22 protein-coding genes are annotated in these 22,041 nt (G+C 68.7%); 10 read left to right on the top strand and 12 right to left on the bottom strand.

The annotated features are described in order from the left end of the window. Position 1 precedes the first annotated feature (1 nt). The 6 genes from WKR98_RS00700 to WKR98_RS00675 all read right to left on the bottom strand — a co-directional run bounded on the left by WKR98_RS00700 (position 2) and on the right by WKR98_RS00675 (position 7,709). Positions 2-2,497, bottom strand: coding sequence for a TonB-dependent receptor (locus WKR98_RS00700; RefSeq protein WP_341431741.1), 2,496 nt, complete (start codon positions 2,495-2,497; stop codon positions 2-4). 143 nt (positions 2,498-2,640) lie between these two features. Continuing rightward, on the bottom strand, positions 2,641-3,600 hold the full coding sequence (locus tag WKR98_RS00695; RefSeq protein ID WP_341433748.1) for a FecR domain-containing protein: 960 nt from the start codon (positions 3,598-3,600) through the stop codon (positions 2,641-2,643). Positions 3,601-3,653: 53 nt separating this feature from the next. Next, on the bottom strand, positions 3,654-4,178 hold the full coding sequence (locus WKR98_RS00690) for a sigma-70 family RNA polymerase sigma factor (protein WP_341431740.1): 525 nt from the start codon (positions 4,176-4,178) through the stop codon (positions 3,654-3,656). A gap of 45 nt (positions 4,179-4,223) precedes the next feature. Next, a complete protein-coding gene (locus WKR98_RS00685) occupies positions 4,224-5,486 on the bottom strand; it encodes an NAD(P)/FAD-dependent oxidoreductase (RefSeq protein ID WP_341431739.1) in 1,263 nt (420 codons plus the stop codon). Then, positions 5,477-6,697 (bottom strand): dipeptidase, encoded by a 1,221-nt coding sequence (locus WKR98_RS00680; protein ID WP_341431738.1) that lies wholly within the window; start codon positions 6,695-6,697, stop codon positions 5,477-5,479. Before WKR98_RS00680 ends, WKR98_RS00685 begins: the two co-directional genes overlap by 10 nt. A 13-nt stretch (positions 6,698-6,710) precedes the next feature. Continuing rightward, on the bottom strand, positions 6,711-7,709 hold the full coding sequence (locus tag WKR98_RS00675) for a Bug family tripartite tricarboxylate transporter substrate binding protein (RefSeq protein WP_341431737.1): 999 nt from the start codon (positions 7,707-7,709) through the stop codon (positions 6,711-6,713). Positions 7,710-7,841: 132 nt separating this feature from the next. Here WKR98_RS00675 and WKR98_RS00670 point away from each other — a divergent pair, with 132 nt between their 5' ends. Then, the gene (locus WKR98_RS00670; RefSeq protein ID WP_341431736.1) at positions 7,842-8,729 is read left to right on the top strand and encodes a LysR substrate-binding domain-containing protein; all 888 of its coding nucleotides are present in this window, start codon (positions 7,842-7,844) and stop codon (positions 8,727-8,729) included. A gap of 34 nt (positions 8,730-8,763) precedes the next feature. Here WKR98_RS00670 and WKR98_RS00665 read toward each other — a convergent pair whose 3' ends face one another. The 6 genes from WKR98_RS00665 to WKR98_RS00640 form a co-directional block, all read right to left on the bottom strand. Then, positions 8,764-9,441 (bottom strand): LysE family translocator, encoded by a 678-nt coding sequence (locus tag WKR98_RS00665; RefSeq protein WP_341431735.1) that lies wholly within the window; start codon positions 9,439-9,441, stop codon positions 8,764-8,766. Between the two features lie 15 nt (positions 9,442-9,456). Then, positions 9,457-9,786, bottom strand: coding sequence for a SorU family sulfite dehydrogenase c-type cytochrome subunit (sorU, locus tag WKR98_RS00660; RefSeq protein WP_124691372.1), 330 nt, complete (start codon positions 9,784-9,786; stop codon positions 9,457-9,459). A 63-nt stretch (positions 9,787-9,849) separates the two neighbouring features. Then, entirely contained in the window at positions 9,850-11,073 is a 1,224-nt protein-coding gene (sorT, locus tag WKR98_RS00655) for a SorT family sulfite dehydrogenase catalytic subunit (RefSeq protein WP_124691371.1), read from the bottom strand. A 35-nt stretch (positions 11,074-11,108) separates the two neighbouring features. Next, positions 11,109-11,699 carry a hypothetical protein gene (locus WKR98_RS00650; protein WP_124691370.1) on the bottom strand — a complete coding sequence of 197 codons (591 nt, stop codon included), beginning with the start codon at positions 11,697-11,699 and terminating at the stop codon, positions 11,109-11,111. Continuing rightward, positions 11,696-12,241, bottom strand: a complete 546-nt coding sequence (locus WKR98_RS00645) for an RNA polymerase sigma factor (RefSeq protein WP_341431734.1) — start codon at positions 12,239-12,241, stop codon at positions 11,696-11,698. Before WKR98_RS00645 ends, WKR98_RS00650 begins: the two co-directional genes overlap by 4 nt. 73 nt (positions 12,242-12,314) lie before the next feature. Next, positions 12,315-13,280: a LysR family transcriptional regulator gene (locus WKR98_RS00640; protein ID WP_341431733.1), complete on the bottom strand. Its 966-nt coding sequence runs from the start codon at positions 13,278-13,280 to the stop codon at positions 12,315-12,317. A gap of 109 nt (positions 13,281-13,389) precedes the next feature. On the opposite strand from WKR98_RS00640, the gene WKR98_RS00635 reads away from it, so the two are divergent. The 9 genes from WKR98_RS00635 to WKR98_RS00595 all read left to right on the top strand — a co-directional run bounded on the left by WKR98_RS00635 (position 13,390) and on the right by WKR98_RS00595 (position 22,041). Continuing rightward, positions 13,390-14,355: a Bug family tripartite tricarboxylate transporter substrate binding protein gene (locus tag WKR98_RS00635; protein WP_341431732.1), complete on the top strand. Its 966-nt coding sequence runs from the start codon at positions 13,390-13,392 to the stop codon at positions 14,353-14,355. A 2-nt stretch (positions 14,356-14,357) separates the two neighbouring features. Then, positions 14,358-15,137 (top strand): SDR family oxidoreductase, encoded by a 780-nt coding sequence (locus WKR98_RS00630; protein ID WP_341431731.1) that lies wholly within the window; start codon positions 14,358-14,360, stop codon positions 15,135-15,137. A 14-nt stretch (positions 15,138-15,151) separates the two neighbouring features. Next, on the top strand, positions 15,152-16,873 hold the full coding sequence (locus tag WKR98_RS00625; protein ID WP_341431730.1) for a thiamine pyrophosphate-binding protein: 1,722 nt from the start codon (positions 15,152-15,154) through the stop codon (positions 16,871-16,873). Positions 16,874-16,890: 17 nt separating this feature from the next. Beyond that, positions 16,891-17,682 (top strand): HpcH/HpaI aldolase family protein, encoded by a 792-nt coding sequence (locus tag WKR98_RS00620; protein WP_124691364.1) that lies wholly within the window; start codon positions 16,891-16,893, stop codon positions 17,680-17,682. A gap of 27 nt (positions 17,683-17,709) precedes the next feature. Continuing rightward, a complete protein-coding gene (locus WKR98_RS00615) occupies positions 17,710-18,381 on the top strand; it encodes an RraA family protein (RefSeq protein WP_341431729.1) in 672 nt (223 codons plus the stop codon). Between the two features lie 250 nt (positions 18,382-18,631). Next, a complete protein-coding gene (locus tag WKR98_RS00610) occupies positions 18,632-19,615 on the top strand; it encodes a Bug family tripartite tricarboxylate transporter substrate binding protein (protein WP_341431728.1) in 984 nt (327 codons plus the stop codon). Next, the gene (locus tag WKR98_RS00605) at positions 19,612-21,042 is read left to right on the top strand and encodes an aldehyde dehydrogenase family protein (protein ID WP_341431727.1); all 1,431 of its coding nucleotides are present in this window, start codon (positions 19,612-19,614) and stop codon (positions 21,040-21,042) included. Before WKR98_RS00610 ends, WKR98_RS00605 begins: the two co-directional genes overlap by 4 nt. A gap of 3 nt (positions 21,043-21,045) precedes the next feature. Continuing rightward, complete coding sequence (locus WKR98_RS00600; RefSeq protein WP_124691360.1) at positions 21,046-21,543, top strand: MaoC family dehydratase; 498 nt, start codon at positions 21,046-21,048, stop codon at positions 21,541-21,543. 24 nt (positions 21,544-21,567) lie between these two features. Next, positions 21,568-22,041, top strand: a complete 474-nt coding sequence (locus WKR98_RS00595; protein ID WP_124691359.1) for a MaoC family dehydratase — start codon at positions 21,568-21,570, stop codon at positions 22,039-22,041.

Raw genomic sequence — 22,041 nt, 5'->3', positions numbered from 1 at the left:
CTCAGAAGTCGATCGTGGCCGAGAGGTAGACCGTGCGCGGCGCCGACAGTACGATGCCGCCGGAGCCCGCGCTGCCTTCCCAATAGCTGCTGTTGGTCAGGTTCAGCACGTTCGCGCGCAGGGTGACGGGGTACCCAAGCGCCCTTGTCCGGTAGCGCGCGCCGGCGTCCCAGCGGGTCCAGCCGGGCAGCCGCAAGGTGTTCGCGGCATTGACGTATTGCTTGCCAGTGGCCAGCACGCGCGTGGTCAGCGTCAGGCCGGGCAGGAAGGGGGCGTCCCACTCCAGGCCGACGTTGGCGATCCAGCGCGGCGCCACGATGGCGTCCTTGCCGTCGTTGGTGCCGCCCTGCGTGCGCATCTGCTTGGCCTGCAGGTATGTCATGCCTCCCAGCAGCCGCACGCCGCGCGCCAGTTCGCCGAAGGCGCTGAATTCCACGCCGCGGTTGCGCTGCTCGCCATCCATCACGTAGCGATAGGCCAGCGGCGTGCTGCCGGGCACGGTGATCGCGTTGGGCTGCCTGAGTTCGAACAGGGACACCGTACCGATCACGCGTCCGAAATCCATCTTGGCGCCCAGTTCCTTCTGCCGGGTCTTCACGGGGGGAAAGATCTCCCCGCTGTTCTCGGCATCGGCCGGTGCCGTGGTGCCGGGACTCAGTCCTTCTATGTAGTTGGCATACAGCGAGACGTTGTTCCAGGGTTTGACGACCAGACCGACAGCGGGCGAATTGACCGTGCGTTCGTAACCCGACGTGCGCGGATTGACCGGTGCGGTGGCCGCATAGTTGTCCACGGTGATCTTCTGCCGGCGCACGCCCAGAACGAGACGCACCGTGTCGTCGTTCCAGGAAATGCTGTCGGAGATGCCCACCGACGACAATTGCGTCTCGGAGGCCTTGCGGGTGTCGAGAAAGCCTGCGAACGGCGCGCCCGTACGCAGCGGGTCCGGGATCGTGGCGGGCGCGTACAGGTTGGAAGCGACGCCCGCCCACTGCGCAAAGCCATAGCCGGCCGTGGTGTCCAGGGAGGATGCCGCCACATTGAGTTCATGTAGCGCGTTCAGCGCCTCGAACTTCATCCGGGCGCCCGCCAGGAACGATTTGGATTTTGACGTTTCCGGATAATTGACGGGCGACGTGGCGAGATCACCCGCCGGGTTGAGGATGCGCGACTCGGTGCGGTAGTTGCTGTGCCGGTGGTCGCGCGCGCCCACGGCGCCGTAGACCATCAGCGCGGACGACACGTCGAACTCCGCCTGCGCGACCTGGTAGTCGTCCACATACTTGCGGCGTTCCCAGTCCTGGGCGAAGCGCGCCCCGGTCTTCGGTGCGGCGGGCACGGCCGTGAGCGTGGGAGCCAGGCGATAGCCCACGGACGCGGCGCGCGCGTCGTCGGACTGGTACCCGAGATCCAGCGAGGCACGAAGCCGTTCGCCCCGGTAGTCCAGGCCCACCGATGCCGCTCCCAGCTTGACCGATTGTCCCGACGTCGCGGTGTCTCCGCTGCGATAGACCCCATTGGCTCGCACGCCGAACTGGTTCTGTTCGCCGAAGCGCCGGCCCAGGTCCACATGCGTTCCCCAGAGCGAATCGGAGGCATAGCTGGCCGTCAGCCGCGTGATGGGGGCATCGGTCGCCCGCTTGGGCACCACGTTGATGGCCCCGCCCACGCCGCCACTGGGGGCCATGCCCGTCAACAGTGCGCTCGGACCCTTGAGCACCTCCACCCGCTCTATCGTTTCCAGCGACAGCGTGCCATAGGGCAGTACGCCATACAGGCCGTTGAGCGAAATATCGCGGTTGCCCAGCCCAAAGCCGCGCAGGAAGAAGTTGTCGCCGCCGCCGACGCTGGTATTGCGTCCGCGTGAACTCATGCGCACGGCAGGGTCGTTGTCCAGTACATCGGCCAGCGTGGCCGATTGCTGGTTCTGCATCAGCTCGCTGGTATAGCTGGCCACGTTGAAGGGCGTGTCCATCACGTCCTGGTTGCCCAACAGGCCCAGCCGGCTGCCGCGCGCGACCTGTCCACCGGCGTAGGGCGGGGGAAGCTCGGCCTCGGACTCGCTGCGGGCCGTCACGGTGATGGTCGGCAGCGTCGTATCGCTGGTCGACGGTTGGAGAGGGGCGGCGCGCAGGACATAGCCACCACCGGCCGTGGCCACCGCCTCCAGCCCCGAGCCGGCCAGCAGGTGCGCCAGGCCGTCACGCACGCCGAAATTGCCCGACAGGCCCCGGCTGGTCTTGCCGGCCGTAAGCGCGCCGTCGATCGACAGCGTGATGCCGGCCGTGGCGGCGAAGCGATTGAGTGTCTGGTCCAGCGTGCCCGCGGGAATCTCGTGCCGCAGTACCGTATCGCCTCGCGCCGCGGCCTGAGCCCGGGTGGCGAGGGGGTGCGCCAGGCTGCCCGCCGCCAGGCAGAGCATCAGCGCGGCGCGTGTCAGCGGCGTACGCGGGAATGGGGACGAAGTATTGGATCGGCTGCGGGTGCGCGAAGGCATGGTCTTCCTTTCCGTGGGTTGCGCGGCGGCCTCGTATTTGCGCGAGGGCCTTTCCTGATATCCCGGACGAAAAGGAAAAAGTGCTACGGCAACTGAAAGAAAAATCCGGCCCGGCCCGGAAGGCGCGTGTGCCGGCACGGTCTCTAGCCCGCCCGCGCGCGTACGGTTACCCAGTATCGCGTCACGCTGTCGATACGCACCGGCAGCGCATGGGCCAGGGTTGACAGGGCCAGATCGGTATCGTCGAGCGGGTACACGCCGGAGACGACCAGGTCCTGCACGGCCGGATCACAGCGCAGCACGCCGTTGCGATAGCGGCCCAGCTCGGCCAGGAAGTCCCGCAGCCGCATGCGTTCGGCAACCAGCAGACCACGTGTCCAGGCGGGATCTCCGGGAATGGAGGCCGTCGGCGGTTCCACCGCCGCCTCGGAGAACCAGGTACGCTGCCCCGCTTCAAGCCGTACCGGACCAGCGGAGGCCAGACGCGGCTGGACCCGCACCGCGCCTTCGTCCACCGACACCATCGATTTCCCGTCGGACAGCCGCACCGCGAACCGCGTGCCGATCGCTTGTACGGCGCCATGCCGCGTATGCACGGAGAACGGACGAGAGGGCAGTCCCTGGGCGCCGCGCGGGTCCGGCGCGGTCGCGATGAAGACCTCGCCCGCGCGCAGGAGCACGTCGCGCGCTTGCGCGGTGAATCGCAGGTCGATCGCAGTGTCGGTGTCGAGCACCAGGCGCGTGCCGTCGGGCAGCAGCAAGTTCCGGCGCTCGCCGCGGCGCGTGCGATGTTCGGCCAGCATCGATTGGACCGGCGGTGTGTTTCGAGCCGTGTAAACGGCCACGCCGGCCGCCGTGAACAATCCCATGGCTCGCAGCAGGGTGCGGCGGGTGCCGGTTCGGCGAGCCGCATCCGCCGCGCGCAGCGCCTCGCCTTCCACCGGTCCGGTCAGCGACCGGACGCGCTGGCCGGTGCGTTGCACCTGGTTCCAGGCCCGCGCATGTCCAGGGTCCTGCGCCAGCCAACGGTCGAAGGCGGCGCGTTCGCGCGGCGTGATTTCGCCCGACCAGAATGTCACCTGCCATTCCAGCGCCCGCTGCACCGCGGATTCGGAGACGCCGGAAGACTCCGGGGCCGGTGAAGCATGCGCGGCACTCACCGCCCGTTCACCCCTTCAGAGGCCAGCATGGCCGCGTGCAGCGATTGGGCCGTCCGCAGCATGTATTTGCGCACCGTGGCGAATGAAATGCCCAGGGTTTGGGCGATCTGGGAATAGGTCAGTCCATCGAGTTGCGACAGCAGGAACGCTTGGCGCACCTTGGCCGGCAGGGCACCCAGCACGCGGTCCACCAGCAACAGGTCCTCGATGATCAGCGCCCGCTGCTCAGCCGACGGCGTCTGCGCCTGGGGCAGGTGCGACAGGGCGTCCAGGTAGGCGGCCTCCACCAGGCGGCGGCGGTGAAGGTCGATCACCAGGCCTTTGGCGACCTGTGTCAGGTGGGCGCGCGACTGCTCGGCTTCCGGTGTCCTCCCCGTCAGCAGAATGCGCAGGAAGGTGTCATGCGCCAGATCGGCCGCATCCCCCGCGTGGCCCACGCGCCGGCGCAGCCAGCCCTGCAGCCAGCCGTGGTGGTCGCTGTACAGGGCGTGGAATTTGAGGGTGGTGTCGCCGGAGGACATGTGGGCCCGCGCGGGTGCGGAGGAAATTGATGAGAACGATTCTCATTATATACGTTGATCAGGTTGTGGCAATGGGGACGTCGAGGCCAGAGGTCCCAGCATGCCATCGGCGAGCCTCTGTGCGGTATTGACCGAGTCGGTCATGCCGAGATGGCCGTGTCCCACGGCCAGCCAGAGCCCGGGCTCGGCGGCTGGGCCGATGACGGGCAGGGAGTCGGGCATGCAGGGGCGATGGCCCATCCAATGCGTAGCCGTTGCGGCAGTCAGGCCGGCGAAGGTTTCGCGCACGATGCGTTCGAGCAGGTGCGCGCGGCGCATGTCCGGGGGGCGGTCGAGGCCCGCGATCTCGACCGTGCCGCCTACCCGCAGTCCGTCCTCCATGGGGGCAAGGAATATCTTCCGGTCGGCCAGCACCACCGAGCGCGAGACCAGCCCGGCGCAGCCCGAGAACTGTGCGTGGTAGCCGCGCTGGCTTTCCAGGGGCAGTCGTATGCCGAGCGGACCCAGCAGGCGCGTCGACCACGCGCCGGCGGCCACGACGACCCCGGAAAAGCGTTCGCTGCCGCGCCTGGAAACCAACTCCCACCGTTCGCCGTCGCGCTTGAGCGCCCGCACCTCGTCGCGCCGGACCTCGCCGCCGCGCGCGGCGAATGCCCGTACGATGGCCTGGACATAGCGCAGCGGATTGAGGATGGTTCCGTCCTCGGGCAGGAACACGCCGACGGTGTAGCGCCCGCCTACATGGGGTTCCAGTTCGAGGATGCCTGGGCGGTCGAGAAGGGTGAAGGGCAGGCCGTGCGAGGCACGCAGCCGCCACGCGGCTTCATCCTTGGCTTGGGCGCGGCTGTCGGGGTAAAGGTGCAATTGGCCGCGCTGCAGGATGAGTTCCGGGACGCCGACTTCGTGGGCAAGGGCCTGGTGCGCCGTGACGGCGCCGGCGTGCAGGCGTGCCAGCATGCGCGACGCTTCCGCGACCTTCGCCGCGCGGGCCGATGCCAGGAACCTGAGCAGCCAGGGTAGCGCGCGAGGCAGGTAGGCTAGCGGCAGGAAGAGCGGGCTTTCGGGATCGCGCAGCATGCTCGGCAGCGAGGCCAGGACGCCGGGCATGGCCAGCGGGGCGACGGAGCTCATGCTGATCGCGCCCAGGTTGCCGAAGCTGCAGCCGCGGCCCGGTTCGTCACGGTCGATCAGCACGACGTCGGCGCCACGGCGGCGCAGTGCATGGGCAATACAGGCGCCGACGATGCCGGCGCCTATTACCGCAATGCGCTGCTCCGGGCCGGGAGATGAGGCGGCCGCTAGCCGCATATCTCGCGGAATACCCGCAAGTAGTTCGCGCCGACGATCTTGGCGACGGTGGATTCGGCCATGCCCCGACGCAGCATGGCCGCGGTCAGGTTGGGCCACTTGTCCCAGGTTTCCATGTCCAGGGTCTGCGCGTTCGGGTCGAAGCGGTCCTGCGGGCGCCAGCCCACCCAGTTGAAACTGCCGCTTTCGGGCCGGATCATCGATGGTGTCCACGCCAGCGCGTTGTAGTAGGGCTTGCCCCAGTCGGTGCCGAGGCCGACGTGGTCTTCGCCCATCACGTTCACCAGGTGCTGGAGATGGTCGACGACGGTGTCGAGCGTGGCCCAGTTTCGCGGCTTGCCGTATTTTTCGGCACGGCCGTCGCCCTCGGCGGGCAGGATGAAGGCCGGCAGGATCACCACGCCGGCGTAGCCTCCGCCGTTGGCAATGCCCTTCAGGACATCGTCGGGCAGGCCGCGCGGATGGCCGCTGAGCGCGCGGGCGGCGGTATGGGTGGCCACGACCGGTGCCTTGGACGCGGCAACCGCGTCGCGCGCGGTGTTCGCGCTGGCGTGCGAGAGATCGACCATCATGCGCCGCGCATTCATCCTCTCGACCAGCGCGGCGCCGAAACGGCTCAGGCCGCCGTCGTTCGTCTCCAGGCAGCCGTCGCCGAAGCGGGTACGCAGGTTGTACGTGAGTTGCATGCTGCGCACGCCAAGTTCGTGCAGGATCTCCACCCGGTCGAGGTCGGCCCCGACGGGCTCGGCGTTCTGCAGGTTGTACATGACCGCGTGCCGGCCATCGCGGTGCGCGGCTTCGATTTGCGCGGCATCGGTGGCCAGCGTCACCTGCCCGCCCAGCGACGCCATGAGTGTTTCGGCGCGCCGCGCGCTGGCGATCGTCGCGTCCAGCGCGGTGTCGGGCGGACCGGATGCGTACAGGGTGTGGTTGCACGCCGTGACACCCGAGCGGCGCCAGTACGAAAGATAGGCTTCGCGCGTTTCAGGATCGTGCGCGCACTGGGCGATGAGATGTTCGGCCATGGCCTTCTTGATGGCGGGGCGCGAGCCGCCCTGGGCCTGCAAGGCCTTGCCGATCTCGATCATGGCGGGCGTCAGCGCCCATTCGTCGACGAAGCTGGGCGCGAGCGAATCGATGACGATGTGCTCGGCGTGGATGCGGCGGGCGGTCTCTTCGGCTTGCACCGCCGTGGGAGTCGGCTTGTTCATGGTTGCCCTCGCGTTATTGCGGCTGGATGCCGGCCAGCGAGACCAGCTCTTTGAGCTTCGCGATGTCCTGCTTGATGATCGCCGCGTACTCTTCCGGCGTGCCTCCCAGCGGGCGGGCGCCCGCCGCCTGCATTTGCCGGATCGTCTCGGGCGACTTCAGGATCGCGTTGATCTCGCGATTGAGCCGGTCCACGATGTTGCGGGGGACGTTGGCCGTCGTGAGCACGCCCTGCCAGCTCCTGACCGCGTAGCCCGGCAGGCCCGTTTCGTCGCAGGTGGGGGCATCGGGCAGCAGCGTGCTGCGCCGGACGTCGCCCAGGCAGACCACCTTGAGGCTGCCGTTCCTCAGGTAGGGCAGGTAGGCGGTGACGGCGTCGACGCTAGCCTTGATCTCTCCGGAAACGATGTCGCGTATGGCTTCGCCCGTGCCTTTGTAGGGCACGTGATTGACCTTGATGCCGGCCATGCTGGTGAACAGGACTTGCGCCATGTGGCTGGACGAGCCGATGCCGGTCGAGGCCATGCTGACGCCGCCAGGGTTCGCCTTCGCGTAGGCGATGAACCCGGCGGCGCCGCGCACGGGCAGGGATGGGTGGGCGATCAGCGCATTGAGGGTGGTGGTCACCGTGGTGACGGGCTGGAAATCGGTTACGGGATCGAAAGGCAGCGACTTGTAGAGCGCGGCGTTGATGGCGTGAGCCGCCGAGGTGTACAGCAGGGTGTAGCCGTCGGCGGGGGCCTTCGCCACGGCGCTGGCCGCGATGCTGCCGCCCGCGCCGGGACGGTTCTCCACGACGACCGATTGTCCGAGCCGCTCGGACAACTGCAGCGCGATCATGCGCGCCGACAGGTCGGTGGCACCGCCCGCGGAGAATCCGACCAGCATACGGATCGGCCGGTTGGGATAGTCGTCCGCAGCGCGCGCGCCGGGGGCGAAGGCCAGTACGCCGGCCAGGGCGGCAATCGGTGCCTCCAGAAAGAACTTCAAGCCCCACGCTGTTGCATGTTTCATGACTCGTCCCCCGGTTTCGAGCACTATCATTTCTGTGGATGCGCTACGGTCCCCAGCATAACGATGCCGAAATCCTCGATCCAATCCTGTTTTTCTCTGAATCCATAAAAATCACCTATACCCTGTCCCGCCATGTTCAAAGTGCGTCAGCTCGAAGCTTTCCACGCAGTGATGGTCGCAGGAACCGTGACAGGCGCCGCCGTCCGGCTCGGCTTGTCGCAGCCCGCCATCAGCGCCCTGATCGCGGGACTGGAGTCCGACCTCGGCTTTGGCCTGTTCGTACGCGAAAAGAGCCGTTTGCAGCCCACCGAAGAGGCCAAGTATTTCCACGGGGGGGTGGTGGCCGCGCTTCAGGGGCTGGGCAGCATCGAGCAACTGGCTGCCGACATCCGCGACGCGAAGGCGGGCAGTCTGCGGATCGCGGCGCTTCCCATGTTGGCGCTCGAGTTCCTGCCGCGCGTCGCCGCGCATTTCCTGCGGGACTATCCCGGCGTCAACGTCACGCTGCAGGCACGCAGCTCGCCCACGGTCGTGACCCTGGTCACCACTCAGCAGTTCGACATCGGATTTTCGGAGACGGCGTATGACCCGGGCTGGGTCGACGCGGAAAAGCTGCGCCTGCGCTGTGTCTGTGTCCTGCCCGCGCAGCATCCGCTGGCGGGCAACGAGGTCATTCGCCCGGCCGACCTGAGCGGACTGCCCATCGTGACCGCGCCGCGCGACCACATCCGCACGCAGCGCCTGCAGGAGCTGTTCGCCGAAAACGGCGCCACCTTGTCGATCAAGGTCGAGACGCCGCTGTTCGCGTCGATGTGCGCGTTCGTGGCCGAGGGCGTGGGCTACAGCATCGTCGATTCCGTCACCGCCCACGATTTCTCGGGCCGGGGCCTGGTCGCGCGCCGGTTCGAGCCGGCGTTCTTCAATGATTTCGCGATGCTGTTTCCGGCGGGAAAACCCCGGTCGCTGGTCACGCAGGCGTTCGTGCGCCGGGTTACCGAGTTCCTGGAGGACTACGACTAGGGTGTCGCGCCAACCGGTACACGGACTGGCCCGGTCAGGCAGAGACGCCCGAGGCAGCAAGCACGATCCTGCCCATCATCGACACCCCCTGCACCACGAAGATGCCCGCGACCGTCCGGTTCGCCACCGCCAGCAGCCCGCTCCCCGGCGCCAGCCTCCGCCCCGCCCGCGCCAGCATCGAATAACCCATCAGCGCCGCGAACGAGAAAATCGACAGGACCGAAGTCAGTGCGGCGAACTGAGGCAGCAGGGCCCGGTCGCCCTGGATGAACTGCGGCAGCAGCGCCAGGAAAAAGAGGATGGCCTTGGGATTGGACAGCGCGACGAGCAGGCCCTGGGTGAACAGGCTGGCCGGCGGCGGCATGTCGCCAAGCCTGGCTGCCTCGGGCCGCATGTCGGCCGCACGCCACTTTTTCACGCCCAGGTAGACGAGGTAGGCCGCGCCGGCCAATTGCAGGATTGCGTAGGCGACGCCGGAAGCGGCCAGCACCCCGCCTATGCCGATCAGGGCGGCCACGGCCAGCGTGACCAGGCCGGCAACGTTGCCCAGTGTGGAGAAGACCGAGGCGCGGCAGCCCCAGGCCGCGCCGTTGGACATGGCAAGCAGGACGGCGGGGCCCGGGCTCAGGGTGCTGGCCAGGACGATGGACAGGTACAGTCCCCAGTGCGCGGCGGTCATCGGCGGCCTGGGGATGCGGGGATGGGGGAACAAGGCATCCCCCGGAGTTTACTTGCCCCGGCTGGCCTTGCTCACATACAGCGCCAGGGCTTCGATGTCCGCATCGCTCATCGTGGCCTTGAACGACGGCATGCTGCCGATGCCGTCGCGCAGCGCGCGGGCGACGCGGGGGGCGTCGGGTTGCAGTTCGTCGAGCACGGGGCCGATGGCGCCTTCGGCGCCGGCGTCCTTGAGCGTGTGGCACACGGCGCAGGCCGGGGTAGCGGTGGTGAACAGCTTCTTGCCGCGCGCCATTTGGGCGGCGTCGTCGGCGGCATGCGCCGCGGTGGCGGCCAGGGCCGAGAAGGCCAGCGTACAGAAGGTGAGGACGTTCTTCATTTCGGGAGTGGTTGGCTTGAAGGGAGACGTGCCCGGGGGAAGCCCCCCGGGGCGTACCGTTGCCTAGGCGACGGTGATGGTGACGGCGTGGTCGGCCCAGCTGGTGTTGTTGTAGCCGCTCTGGTTTTCACCGCGCGTCTCGGGCTGGACGTTGCCCCGGTCGTCGGTGGCGCGGCTGGCCAGCACGTGCTTGCCCTTGGGCAGGGTGGCCTGCAGCACGAACTGGCGCCAGGCGTATTTGCCCATGTCGGGGCCCACCAGGCGCGCCGCGCGCCAGGTCTTGCCGCCGTCCAGCGAGACTTCCACGCCCTTGATGCCATTCAGGCCGCCGAAGGCCACGCCGTGGATCTGCACGGTGCCGGCCGCCTGGGTGCCGTCCTCGGGGACGGGGCTGTTGATCCAGGACTTGACGCTCATTTCCTGCACCGACGGCTGGCTGGGGTCGCCCTTGCCGCCGGGGGGCGTCATGCGGTAGCCGTGCGACATGATGCGCGCGTCGCTTTCCTTGGGGGTGAAGGCGAGCTGCTTGACGTACTTGATGTTGTTGACGCCGGTGTAGCCCGGCACGATCAGGCGCAGCGGGCCGCCGTGGGCCAGGGGGATGGGCTCGCCGTTCAGTTCCCAGGCCAGGATCGCATCCTGCATGGCGGCGACGGGCACCGAGCGTTCGACGATGACGGTCTTGGGGTCGATGCCGGCGGGCAGCACTTCGCCGCCGGTGCCGGTCATGTAGGGCACGCCGTCCATCAGGCCGCCCAGGGCCTGGACGACGTCGCGCACGGGCACGCCGCTCCAGGTCACGCAGCCGGCGGCGCCGACGGTCCACGGGGTGCCGCTGGGCTTGCTGGGGAAGAAGCCGCGGCCGTTGCCCGAGCATTGCAGCACCATGGTCACGGTTTCCAGTCCCATGGTCTTGAGTTCGCGCAAGCTGACCGTCCGGGGTTGCTTGACGCCCGAAACCTGCAATTGCCAGGCGTCGCGATCGGCCACGATGGTGTCGGCGGGCGTGGGCAGGTTGTTGCGTACGTAGAGCTGGTTGGTGGGCGTGACCACGCTGGTGCCGAAGGCGCTGCGCTTGGTCTCGATGGTGGTGCCGCTGTGCACGACGACGGCGTCGGCGTTCTTCCAGCCGGCGTAGCCGGGCAGGGGTTTGGCCGCGGCGGGCGCGGCGGCGGCCTGGGCCAGCGCCTGGCCGTGCAGGCCCGCCAGTCCGGCGGTCGCGGCCACGGTGGCGCCGCCCGCGAGCAGGCGGCGGCGGGGCAGGGAGGTGGGGGGGGTGTCGTGCATGGTCTCTCCTTGTTGTTGTGGACGAGAACGGGAAATCAGGAAGCGGGGGCGGCTTCGGGCTGCCCCAGCGCGCGCGAGGCCACGGACAGGGCCTGCTTCTTCTGGGCGATGAGTATCAGCGGACGGCCTTCGTGCGAGCGCACGACCTTCCAGTAGGTGTTGGCCCACCAGCCCTCGCCGTCGGGGATGCGCTGGAACTGCTCGAAGGACAGCACGGTGACGATGCCGCCCTTCTCGAAGAAGGTGGTCAGGTGGTAAGCGCGTTCGCGGTCGATGTCGCAGGGACGCATCAGCTGGATATAGCCGGGCAGCGCCTGCTGCGGCGGCAGGTCCAGGTGGCGCGCCATGTCGGTGGCGGAAATGAAGCTGCCGCGCAGCGTGCGCTCGTAGTATTCGTGCTCGATGGCCGAGCGCACCAGTTCGGGCGGGCGCATGGCGAAGACGGCACCCGCCGCCGAGCAGCCGACCAGCAGGGTGGCCAGCATGCCGCGCAGGCCGCGCCGCGCGTGCCAGGGGGTATGGCGCAGCAGGTGCGCCGGCGGATCGCCCGGTTCGAACGCCAGGGCCAGTTCGGCGCGGGCGCGCAGGTCGAATTCCGTATCTTGGGGACTGTCGTCGCGATTCATGGGGTCTGTTTCCGCAGCGGGATGACACTGGCCGCCGTTTCCGGCGCGGCACGGCGCGGGGGAGCTTGGAGGGCGGCCTTCAGGGCATCGCGGGCGCGCGCCAGGCGCGACAGCACGGTGCCGGGCGCGATGTCCAGCGCTTCGGCCATCAGGGCGGTGGGCATGTCGTCGAAGTAATAGAGCACCAGGACTTCGCGGTGGATGGGGGCGATGCGGGCCAGGGCCTTGACCACGTCCAGTTGTTCGTCCAGCGCATGGGCGCGGGGATCGGCCTCTTCCTCGACCTGGCCGTCCCCCTGGGCGGCCGTCTGGGCCGGATCGAGATTGCGGTACGCATGGCGCCGCATGATCTGGAACAGCCAGGCGCGTGCCATGGCGGGATCGCGCAACTGGTCGCGAAAGCGCCAGGCGCTGGTGAAGCAGTCCTGTACCACGTCCTCGGCGATCGCCCGGGAGCCGGTCAGGGCCCAGGCGCTGCGCAGCAGGAAGCGGTAGTGTTCGCGCACCCATTGGTTGTAGCGCGACTCGGCGGAAGAGATCATGTTGTAGAAGAGCGCGTTGGGCGGGGTTTCATTCCATCCGATGTGGAACCAAGGGTATTCCCTGTATTGGCCGTCACGACCCGGGCACCACCATGCGGGCCCCTTTCCAGGTGCCATCGGCCACCAGCGTCTCGCACTGCGTCCGCAGCATCCGCAGGAACTGCCACAGCCCGGGCGTCATCGACCGGTTGTTCGCATAGGCGATGACCAGCCGGCGGGACAGGTCGGGCTTGCGGATGGGCAGCGCCGCGAGCCGGCCGCCCTCGACCTCGTCGTGCACACCGGAGAACGGCAGCACGGTGCAGGCGAGGTCCGTCAACGGCATCTGCTTGGTCAACGTCAGCGAGGTATCGAACTCGTGGCGCACGTCCAGGCGTACCCGGTGCACGGCCGCCTGGTCTTCCAGCAGTTCGCGCAGGCCGTGGGGGCGGCTGGGCAGGGACAGGGGAAAGTCCCCCAGTTGAGAGAAGCTGACGGATTTCTTGTTGCGGGCGCGCGCGGGTGCCATGACCAGGCACAGTTCCTCGTCCATCAACGGGTCGGCATGCAGGCCCGCGATCGGGATCATCGTGTAGAGCAGCGCGAAATCGAGATGCCCCCGGTGCAGGGAATCGACCAGGGCGCGATGGAAGCCCTCGACGACATGCATGCGCAGCGTCGGCAGCGTGGTCCGCACGGTATCCAGCAGCCGGGGGCCCAGGATGTTGGCGATCGACGGCGGCAGGCCCATGGTGACCTGGCGCAGGCCGGCGTCGTCGACTTCCGCCATGGCAAGCCGGCGGCCGTTCAGGAGCTGCTCGAAGCCCGGCAGCACGGCCTCGTAAAGGCGCCGCCCCGCCACCGTCAGCGTCACGCCCCGGCCCACCCGTTCGAACAGGCGGGCGTGCATCTCGCGTTCCAGCTTCAGGACGTGGCGGCTGAACGTCGGCTGGCTGACGCCGGCGCCCAGGGCGCCGCGCGACAGCGATCCCGCCTGCGCGGCCAGCACGAAGAAGTGCAGCGAGGTGAAGTCGGCATTCTGGAGTTCTCCGAATTTCACGGCCGGCGCTCCTTATTCGATTATGAATAATAAGTATACGAACTTGTATGCATGACTGGAGTGCAGCCCAGTAGAGTGGAGCCACAACACAAAGCACAGGAGACATGCCATGGCTTTCATCCGGGTACTCGTCATGCTTGGCGCATGGGCCGTGTTCCACCATCCCGCGCAGGCCCAGGACTACCCGGACCGGGCCTTGCGTCTGATCGTTCCGTTCTCGGCCGGCGGCGTTACCGACCTGGTGGCGCGGATCTATGCCAGCGAGCTGGCCAAGGGGCTGGGGCAGACGGTGGTGGTGGAGAACAAGACAGGCGCGGCCGGCGCGGTGGCGATGGATGCGGTCAAGCAGGCGGCGCCGGATGGCTACACCCTGATGCTGGCGACGATAGGCACCCAGGCCATCAACCCCGCGCTGCTGCCGAACCTGCGCTATGCCCCGGGCGACGTGGACTACGTGACCATGCTGACCACCGTGCCGCAGTTGCTGGTCGTGAACGCGAAGTCGCCGATACGCACGGTGGCCGAACTCGTGGACCACGCGAAGAAGAATCCGGGCAAGCTGTCCTACGGCTCGTCGGGCATCGGTTCGGCGCCGCATCTGGCGGTCGAGATATTCGCCGCGCGGGCCGGGTTCCGGGCGGTGCACGTGCCCTATCGGGGCAGTTCGCAGTCGATCACCGACCTGATCGCCGGGCAGCTCGATTTCATGATCGATCCCGTGACGACCACCCTGCCGTACATCCAGTCCGGGAAGCTGCGCGCCCTGGCGGTGTCGACGCCCCAGCGCCTGCCCGCGCTGCCGGACCTGCCGACCATCGCGGAATCCGGATACGCCGACTACGACGTGGGCGTGTGGAACACGATCGCGGTGCTCAAGGGCACGCCGCGTCCCGTCGTCAAGCGCCTGGCCGCCGAGTCGGCCCGCATCCTGGCCTCCGAGCCGGTGCGCAAGCGGCTGCTGGATGTGGGCGCGGTGCCGGTCCCGGCGTCGCCGGACGAGACCCGCGCGTTCGTGGAGCGGGAGCAGGCCAAGTACCTGCAGATCGTCCGGGATGCCAACCTGAAGGTGGAATAGGCATGGATCTCGGTCTTCAAGGACGCCGCGCCGTCGTGTGCGCGGCCAGCAGCGGCCTCGGACTGGCCTGCGCCGAGGCGCTGGCCGGCGAGGGCGTGGAGGTCACCATCGTGGGGCGCGACCAGGCCCGGCTGGAGGCCGCGGCGCGGCACATCGCCGGCGTGGCCGGCGCGCGGGCGGTGGTGAAGACCGTCGTCGCCGACCTGTCGGATCCGCGGGCGTGCGGCGAGCTGCCGCGCCGCACCGGCGTTCCGGACATCCTCGTCGCCAATGGCGGCGGACCGCCCGTGCGGCACGACGCGACCGGCATCGAAGGCGAGGTGTGGGAAGCGGCCATGAACGGCCTGTTCCATGGTCCGGTGGCCCTGATCGGCGCCTGCGTGGGCGAGATGCGCGCGCGGGGCTTTGGCCGCATCGTCAACATCTCGTCCGCCGCGGTGCTGAGCCCGCGCTCCGGGTTCGCGTTGTCGGTGTCGCCGCGCGCGGCGCTGATCGCCTTCTGCGATCTGCTCGCGCGCGAGGTCGCGCCTCACGGCGTGACGGTGAACCATCTGCTGCCGCACAGCATCGAGACGCAGCGGCTGCGCGAGAACCTGGCGGCCGAGGCCGCCAACCTGGGCATCGGCGCCGACGAATTGCGCGCGCACCGGGTGGCGTCGATTCCCGTGCGGCGGCCGGGACGTCCGCAGGAGCTCGGCGCCTTCTGCGCGTTCCTGTGCGGCGCGCAGGCAGGCTATGTGACGGGGCGCAAGCACGTCATCGACGGTGGGACCCATATCTGATGGAGAAGAATGCGATGAACGAATCCGCGACGGCATCGCCGAGCGGCGGCGAGCTGCTGGTGCGCTGCCTGATCGAGCAGCAGGTGGACCTGGCTTTCTGCGTGCCGGGCGAAAGTTATCTGGATGCCCTGGATGCGCTGTTCGAGCAGCGCGAGCGGCTGCGCCTGATCGTGTGCCGCCACGAGGCGGGGGCTGCCAACATGGCCGAGGCCTACGGCAAGCTGACCGGCAAGCCGGGCGTGTGCTTCGTCACGCGCGGGCCCGGCGCAACGCATGCCAGCATCGCCGTGCATACGGCGCACGAGGACGAGACGCCGCTGGTGCTGTTCGTCGGACAGGTCGCGCGCGGGCACATGGGGCGCGGCGCCTTCCAGGAGGTCGATTACCGCGCCATGTTCGGCAGCATGGCGAAATGGGTGGCCCAGGTGGACGACCCGGCCCGGCTGCCCGAGATCGTCGCCCGCGCTTTCCAGGTCGCGGCCGGCGGCCGGCCTGGGCCGGTCGTGGTGGCGCTGCCGGAAGACGTGCTGGAAGCGCGTGTTTCCGGTCCCGTCGCCGCGACGCGGACGTGGTCGCGGTTCGACATCGAACCGACGGCGGCCGCCATCGCCGACGTGTACGGCGAACTGGCGCGCAGCCGCAAGCCCCTGCTGGTCGTTGGCGGCGGCGGGTGGAGCGCGCCGGCCTCGCGGGCGCTGGCCGATTTCGCGCGCGCCTTGCAACTGCCCGTGGTGGCCGAGTTCCGCTGCCAGGACTATCTGGACAACCGCCACGACAGCTATGCCGGGGACCTGGGGCTGTCCACCAACCCGTCGCTGGCGGCCCGCGTGCGCGACAGCGATCTGCTGCTGGTGCTGGGGGGCCGGCTGTCGGAAGCCCTGACCGGCGGCTATCGGCTGGTCGACGTGCCTCGGCCGAAGCAGCGGATGATCCACGTGCATGCCGACGTCGATGAGCTGGGCCGCGTCTACCAGGCCGACGTGCTCGTGCCCGCGACGCCGGAGTCCTTCTTGCGCGCGGCGCTGGCGGCTCGCGAAGCCTCGTTTCCGGATGCTCCGCCCTGGCAGGACTGGACCCGGGGGGGCCGTTCCGACTATCTGCGTTTCCTCGCGCCCACGCGCGAAGGCGGCACGGTGGACATGGCCCAGGTGGTGGCGGCGCTGGATCAGGAACTCGCGCCGGATGCCATCGTGACCAACGGTGCCGGCAACTACACGACGTGGCTGCATCGGCACTATCGGTACAAGCACTTCCGCGGCCAGCTCGCGCCGCTGAACGGCGCCATGGGCTACGGCCTGCCCGCGGCCATCGCCGCCAAGATCCACGAACCGGGGCGTCAGGTGGTGTGCCTGGCCGGCGATGGCTGCTTCCTGATGAACGTCCAGGAACTGGAGACGGCCGTCCGGCACAACGCCGCCATCGTCATCGTGGTCGTGGCGAACGGTTCGTACGGCACGATCCGCGCCCACCAGGAGCGCCGCTTTCCCGGGCGGGTCTACGCGACCGACATCGGCAATCCGGACTTCGTGGCGCTGGCCCGTTCGTTCGGCCTGGCCGCCGAGCGGGTCCTGCGCCACGAGGACTTCGCGCCGGCGCTGCGGCGCGCGCTGGAAGCCGGCGTGCCGAGCCTGATCGAACTGCCCACGGACATCGAGCACCTCAGCGCCCAGAGCCGGCTGTCCGCCGTCTGCGACCGCGCGCTGGGCGCGGCGCGGCAGCATTCTTCCCAACCCTAGATTCCAAGAGCGTCACCATGATTCCCAATCCTCTTGTCAAGAAACTCGCCGCCTCGCAGACCGTGCTGGGTGTCGCGGTCCGCCAGGCCCGCACCGTGGACATCGCGCGCATCATGAAGACGGCGGGCTACGATTTTCTGTTCATCGACACGGAACACACCCCCGTGCCGGCGGACGTCGTGAGCCAGATCTGCCAGGCCGCCCTGGGCTCGGGCATCGCGCCCATCGTGCGCACGCCCAACCTGGAGCGCGTCCACGCCATCCATGCGCTGGACAGCGGTGCTCAGGGCCTGGTCTTTCCCCACGTGGAGAACGCCGACGAGGCGCGGCACATCGTCGACATCTGCCGCTATGCGCCGGCCGGCCACCGCTCCATGGCCTATGGCCTGCCCCATGTGGAATTCGCCAGCCACGATCCCCGCGAGCTGATGGATTTCGTGAACCGCGAGACGCTGATCGCCGTCATGCTGGAGACGCCCCAGGCCATCGAGCGATGCGAGGAAATCGCCGCCGTGCCCGGCATAGACATCCTGCACGTGGGTACCCAGGATCTGTCCGCCGAGATGGGCATTCCGGGCGAAGTGGGCGCGCCGGCCGTCGCCCAGGCCATCGCGCGCGTGTCGCGCGCCTGCGCCGCCCATGGCAAGGTGCTGGGCGTGGGCGGGTGCTACGAGCCGGAGTTCATCCGGCGCTACGTCACTCAGGAGCAGGCCCGCTTCTTCGTGGTGGGCAGCGACCTCGGCTATCTGCTGGGCGCCGCCCGCGCACAGGCCGCCAAGGTGCGCGCGTCGCTGGAACTTCAGGGCTGAACGACCATGGACGAGGAGAAGAACGCCATGCAGGACATCCATCAGCGCCTCCGGTCCGCCGGCGCCAGCACCGTGTGCGCGGTGCTGGACATGCTGGGCGTGGCCGGCACCATTACCGGGCTGCCCGCCATCCGTCGCGGCGCTTCGTTCGCGGGCCCGGCCTTCACCGTACAGGCTTCGACGGGGCCGCTCGGAATCTATGACCCGGGCGATTTCGACATCGCGCGGTATGCCGATCACGCCGGCGCGGGGCAGGTGATCGCGATCGACGCGGGCGGCGCGCGCGTCTCGGTGGCCGGCGGCATCGCCGCGCTGGCCAGCGCGCGGCGCGGCGTGGCCGCCTGGGTGGTCGACGGCGGCATGCGCGACGTGGACGAACTGGGGGAAGCCGGCATTCCCATCCACGTCCGCCACGGCGTGGCCGTGACCGGCCGCACCCGGGTCCGCATCGAACGGGTCAACGGCCCCATCGCCATCGACGGCGTTGCCGTGGCGCCCATGGACGTGCTCGTCGGCGACGCCAGCGGGATCGCCTGCGTGCCGGCGCACCGGCTCGACCGGGTCGCGGCCATGGCCGACTGGATCGCCGGCCGGGACCGGATCGCGGGCCGGCTGGTCCGGGAAGGACTATCGTTTTCCCGCGCTTTCAAGGAAGCGACCGCGGAGTACACGGCCTTGCACGGGCCGCTGGAAAACTGAGCCCGCTCAAACTTTTCACTCATCGAAAACTTCCAAAACTCGCCTTGATGGCGCGGGACGCCGGGGTGCATCCTCTTTCGCGGAGACGGCATGCATGCCTGCCGCGCCCGGCGACACCGGCAAAGTCTTTCCCGTCTCCAGCGCTGCGCGTCCGACAGGTCGGACACGCAGCGCCTGCATTCATCGAAAAAAGCGGAGCCCGCTTTCCGCGGGCTTCTCGACACGCTGAACACAGCACATGGAGACAACGATGAAGCCGTACCCATCCCCCCGCGCATGCGCCACCCTGGCCGCGCTGATACTTGCCCTGCAGGGGGCCGCCGCGCAGGCGGACGGACCCTGGCCCAGCAAACCCGTCCGCGTGATCATGCCCTTCGCCGCCGGCGGCAGTTCCGACCTGGTGGGGCGGCAGGTGGCACAAAGCCTGAGCGCGCACTACGGCCAGCAGTTCGTGGCCGAGAACCGCTCGGGCGCCGGTGGCAACATCGGCGTCGACGCGGTGGCGAAGTCCGCGCCGGACGGCTACACGCTGGGCATCGGCACGTCCGGCCCGCTGGCCAACAACAAGTCGCTCTACCACCCCATGCCGTTCGACGCCGAGAAGGACCTGACGCCGATCGCGCTGGTCGGCGAAATCCCGGTCGTGATCGCGGTCAACCCGTCGGTGAAAGCGAACACGCTGGCCGAGTTCGTGGCCTTGAGCAAGTCGTCCGCCAACGCGGTGACGGTCTCCAATCCCGGCAACGGCACCATCGGCCACCTCGCCACCGAGTACCTCAGCATCCAGACCGGGGCGAAGCTTCAGCCGGTTCCGTACAAGGGCGATTCGCCGGCGATGGTGGATGCGATGAGCGGCTCGGTCTCGGCGGTCGTGGCGCCGGTGACGTCGCTGATCCCCAATATCCAGGCCAACAAGCTCCGGGCGCTGGCGGTGATGTCCAAGACCCGGTTCCCGGGCCTGCCCGACGTGCCGACGGCCAACGAACAGGGCGTCAAGCTGGAAGCCACGGTATGGAGCGCCATGGTGGGGCCCGCCGGCCTGCCGAAGTCGGTCGTGTCGTCGCTGAATGCCGAGATCAACAAGTACACGGCGTCGCCGGAAGGCAAGGCCAAGCTGAACTCGCTGGGCATGGTGCCGCTGTCGGGCACGCCCGAGCAATTGCGCGAACTGATGAGGAACGAGGCGACGAAGTGGCAGGAAGTCGTCAAGTCGGCACGGATCTCGATCGAATGACCATGGATGCGTTGAAGTTCTATATCGACGGCGCCTGGGTGGACCCGCTGGAGCCGAATAGCCTGGAGGTCATCAATCCGGCCACCGAGGAAAGCTTCGCGCTGGTCAGCCTGGGCGCGCCCGGGGATGTGGACCGGGCCGTGCGCGCCGCGCGGCGGGCGTTCCCGGCCTATGCCGCGACCAGCGTGCAGGCGCGCCTGGGCTGGCTGGAGAAGATCGTCGCCGGTTTCCGCGCGCGGCTGCCGGAGCTGGCGCGCGCGATGACGCTGGAGATGGGCGCGCCCATCACGTTCTCCACCGAGCGCCAGGCCACCGTCGCGCTGTTCCACTTCGAGGAGGCGTTGCGCGTGCTGGCCGACTACCCGTTCGAGGAACGCATGGGCAGCGGCATCGTGCGGCGCGAGCCCATCGGCGTCTGCGGGCTGATCACGCCCTGGAACTGGCCGCTCAACCAGGTGGCGTCCAAGGTGGCGCCGGCGCTGGCGACCGGCTGCACCGTCGTCCTCAAGCCCAGCGAGATCGCGCCGCTCAGCTCGCTGCTGTTCGCCCGGATCGTGCACGAGGCCGGCCTGCCGCCCGGCGTCTTCAACCTGGTCAACGGCGACGGGCCGACCGTGGGCGAGGCGATCGCCAGCCATCCCGAGGTCGATATGGTGTCGTTCACCGGCTCCACGGGCGCGGGCGTGAAGGTGGCCAAGCTGGCGGCCGATACCGTCAAGCGCGTGGCGCAGGAGCTGGGCGGCAAGTCCGCCAACATCATCCTGCCCGACGCCGACATCCGGGCCGCGGTGATCGCGGGCGTGCACGCGTGCAACACGAACGCCGGCCAGAATTGCCAGTCGCCCACACGCATGCTGATTCCGCGCGACCGACAGGGCGAGGCGTTCGCGGCCGCGCGCGAGGCGGTGGAGGCGATACGCCTGGGCGACCCGATGGACCCGGCTTGCACAATGGGCCCGCTGGTCAGCCAGGCGCAGTTCGACAAGGTCCAGCAATTGATCCGGTCGGGCATCGAGGAGGGCGCCACGCTGGTCGCCGGCGGCACCGGCCGCCCGCCGGGGCTCGAGCGCGGCTACTACGTGCTGCCGACGGTATTCGGCGACGTCACGCCCGACATGCGGATCGCGCGCGAGGAGATCTTCGGCCCGGTGCTGTCCATCATGGGCTACGACACCGAGGACGAGGCCATCGCCATCGCCAACGACACGCCGTTCGGGCTGGCGGGGTTCGTGCAATCGCCGGACCTGGAGCGGGCGCGGCGCGTGGCCAATGCGATACGCGCCGGCCGCGTCTATCTGAACGGCGCGCCGTTCGATCGCAGCCTGCCCTTCGGCGGCTACAAGCAGTCCGGCAACGGACGCGAATTCGGGGTCTTCGGATTCGAGGAATATCTCGAGGTGAAGGCCATACTCGGCTACGGAAACTGATACATGACGACTGTTGCAACGCCTGCTTCCCCGTCCGCCGCGAACGGCGGGGAGGCCCGCTGTTTCGAGGATTTCCAGGTGGGCGAGCGCTGGACCAGCGAGCCCACGGTGATCACCGAGGAGGAGATCATCGCGTTCGCCCGCGCCAACGATCCCCAGCCCATGCACCTGGACCCGGAGGCGGCGCGGGCCGGCCCTTTCGGCACGCTGATCGCCAGCGGCTGGCAGATCGCCGCGCTGTCGATGCGCGTCTTCCTGCAAGCCGGTGGCTATGGCAAGACGCCCATGGTGGGCATGGGCCTGGACGAGTTGCGCTGGACGAAGCCCGTGAAGGCCGGCGACACGCTGGTGGTCGAGCGCGAGGTGATCGAGACCGTGCGGTCGAAGTCGCGTCCTGGCATGGGCATGATCCGCACGCGCGTCACGGTGCGCAACCAGGACGGCGATGCGGTGATGTCGCTGGTGTCGCTCGGCAGGGTGCCGGCGCGCGCGCCGGCCTGACGGCTTTTTCACAAGGGAGTCGTCATGGTGGTTCTCGACCGTCCCGCCGATTTGAAGGCGTGGATAGGCAAGGAAATAGGGGTCAGCGAATGGCTGGCCATCGATCAGTCGCGCATCGACGATTTCGCCCGGATCTCGGGCGACGATCATTGGCTGCACGTGGACGTGGAACGCGCGCGGCGCGAGATGCCGGATGGCAAGACCATCGCGCACGGCTTCATGACCTTGTCCCTCATTCCCTATCTGGTCCGCTCGGTCTATGCGATCACGCACCGGGGCCGCGGGCTGAACTACGGCACCAACAAGATCCGCTTCGTCAATCCGGTCCAGGTCGGCGACCGCATACGCCTGCGCCAGCGCATCAAGGCGGTCGAGCGCGGCCAGGGCGGGGGCCAGGAGGGCGCCACGCGGGTGGTGTCGGACTGCACGATAGAGATCGAAGGCAAGGAACGCCCGGCGCTGGTCGCCGAGTTCCTGATGCTGGTCTATGACGAGTGA

The organism is Pigmentiphaga sp. YJ18 (assembly GCF_038066655.1).
Classification (GTDB): Bacteria; Pseudomonadota; Gammaproteobacteria; order Burkholderiales; family Burkholderiaceae_B; genus Pigmentiphaga.
The sequence above is the reverse complement of the archived record's forward strand: the minus strand, read 5'-3'. Positions and strand labels throughout refer to the sequence as shown.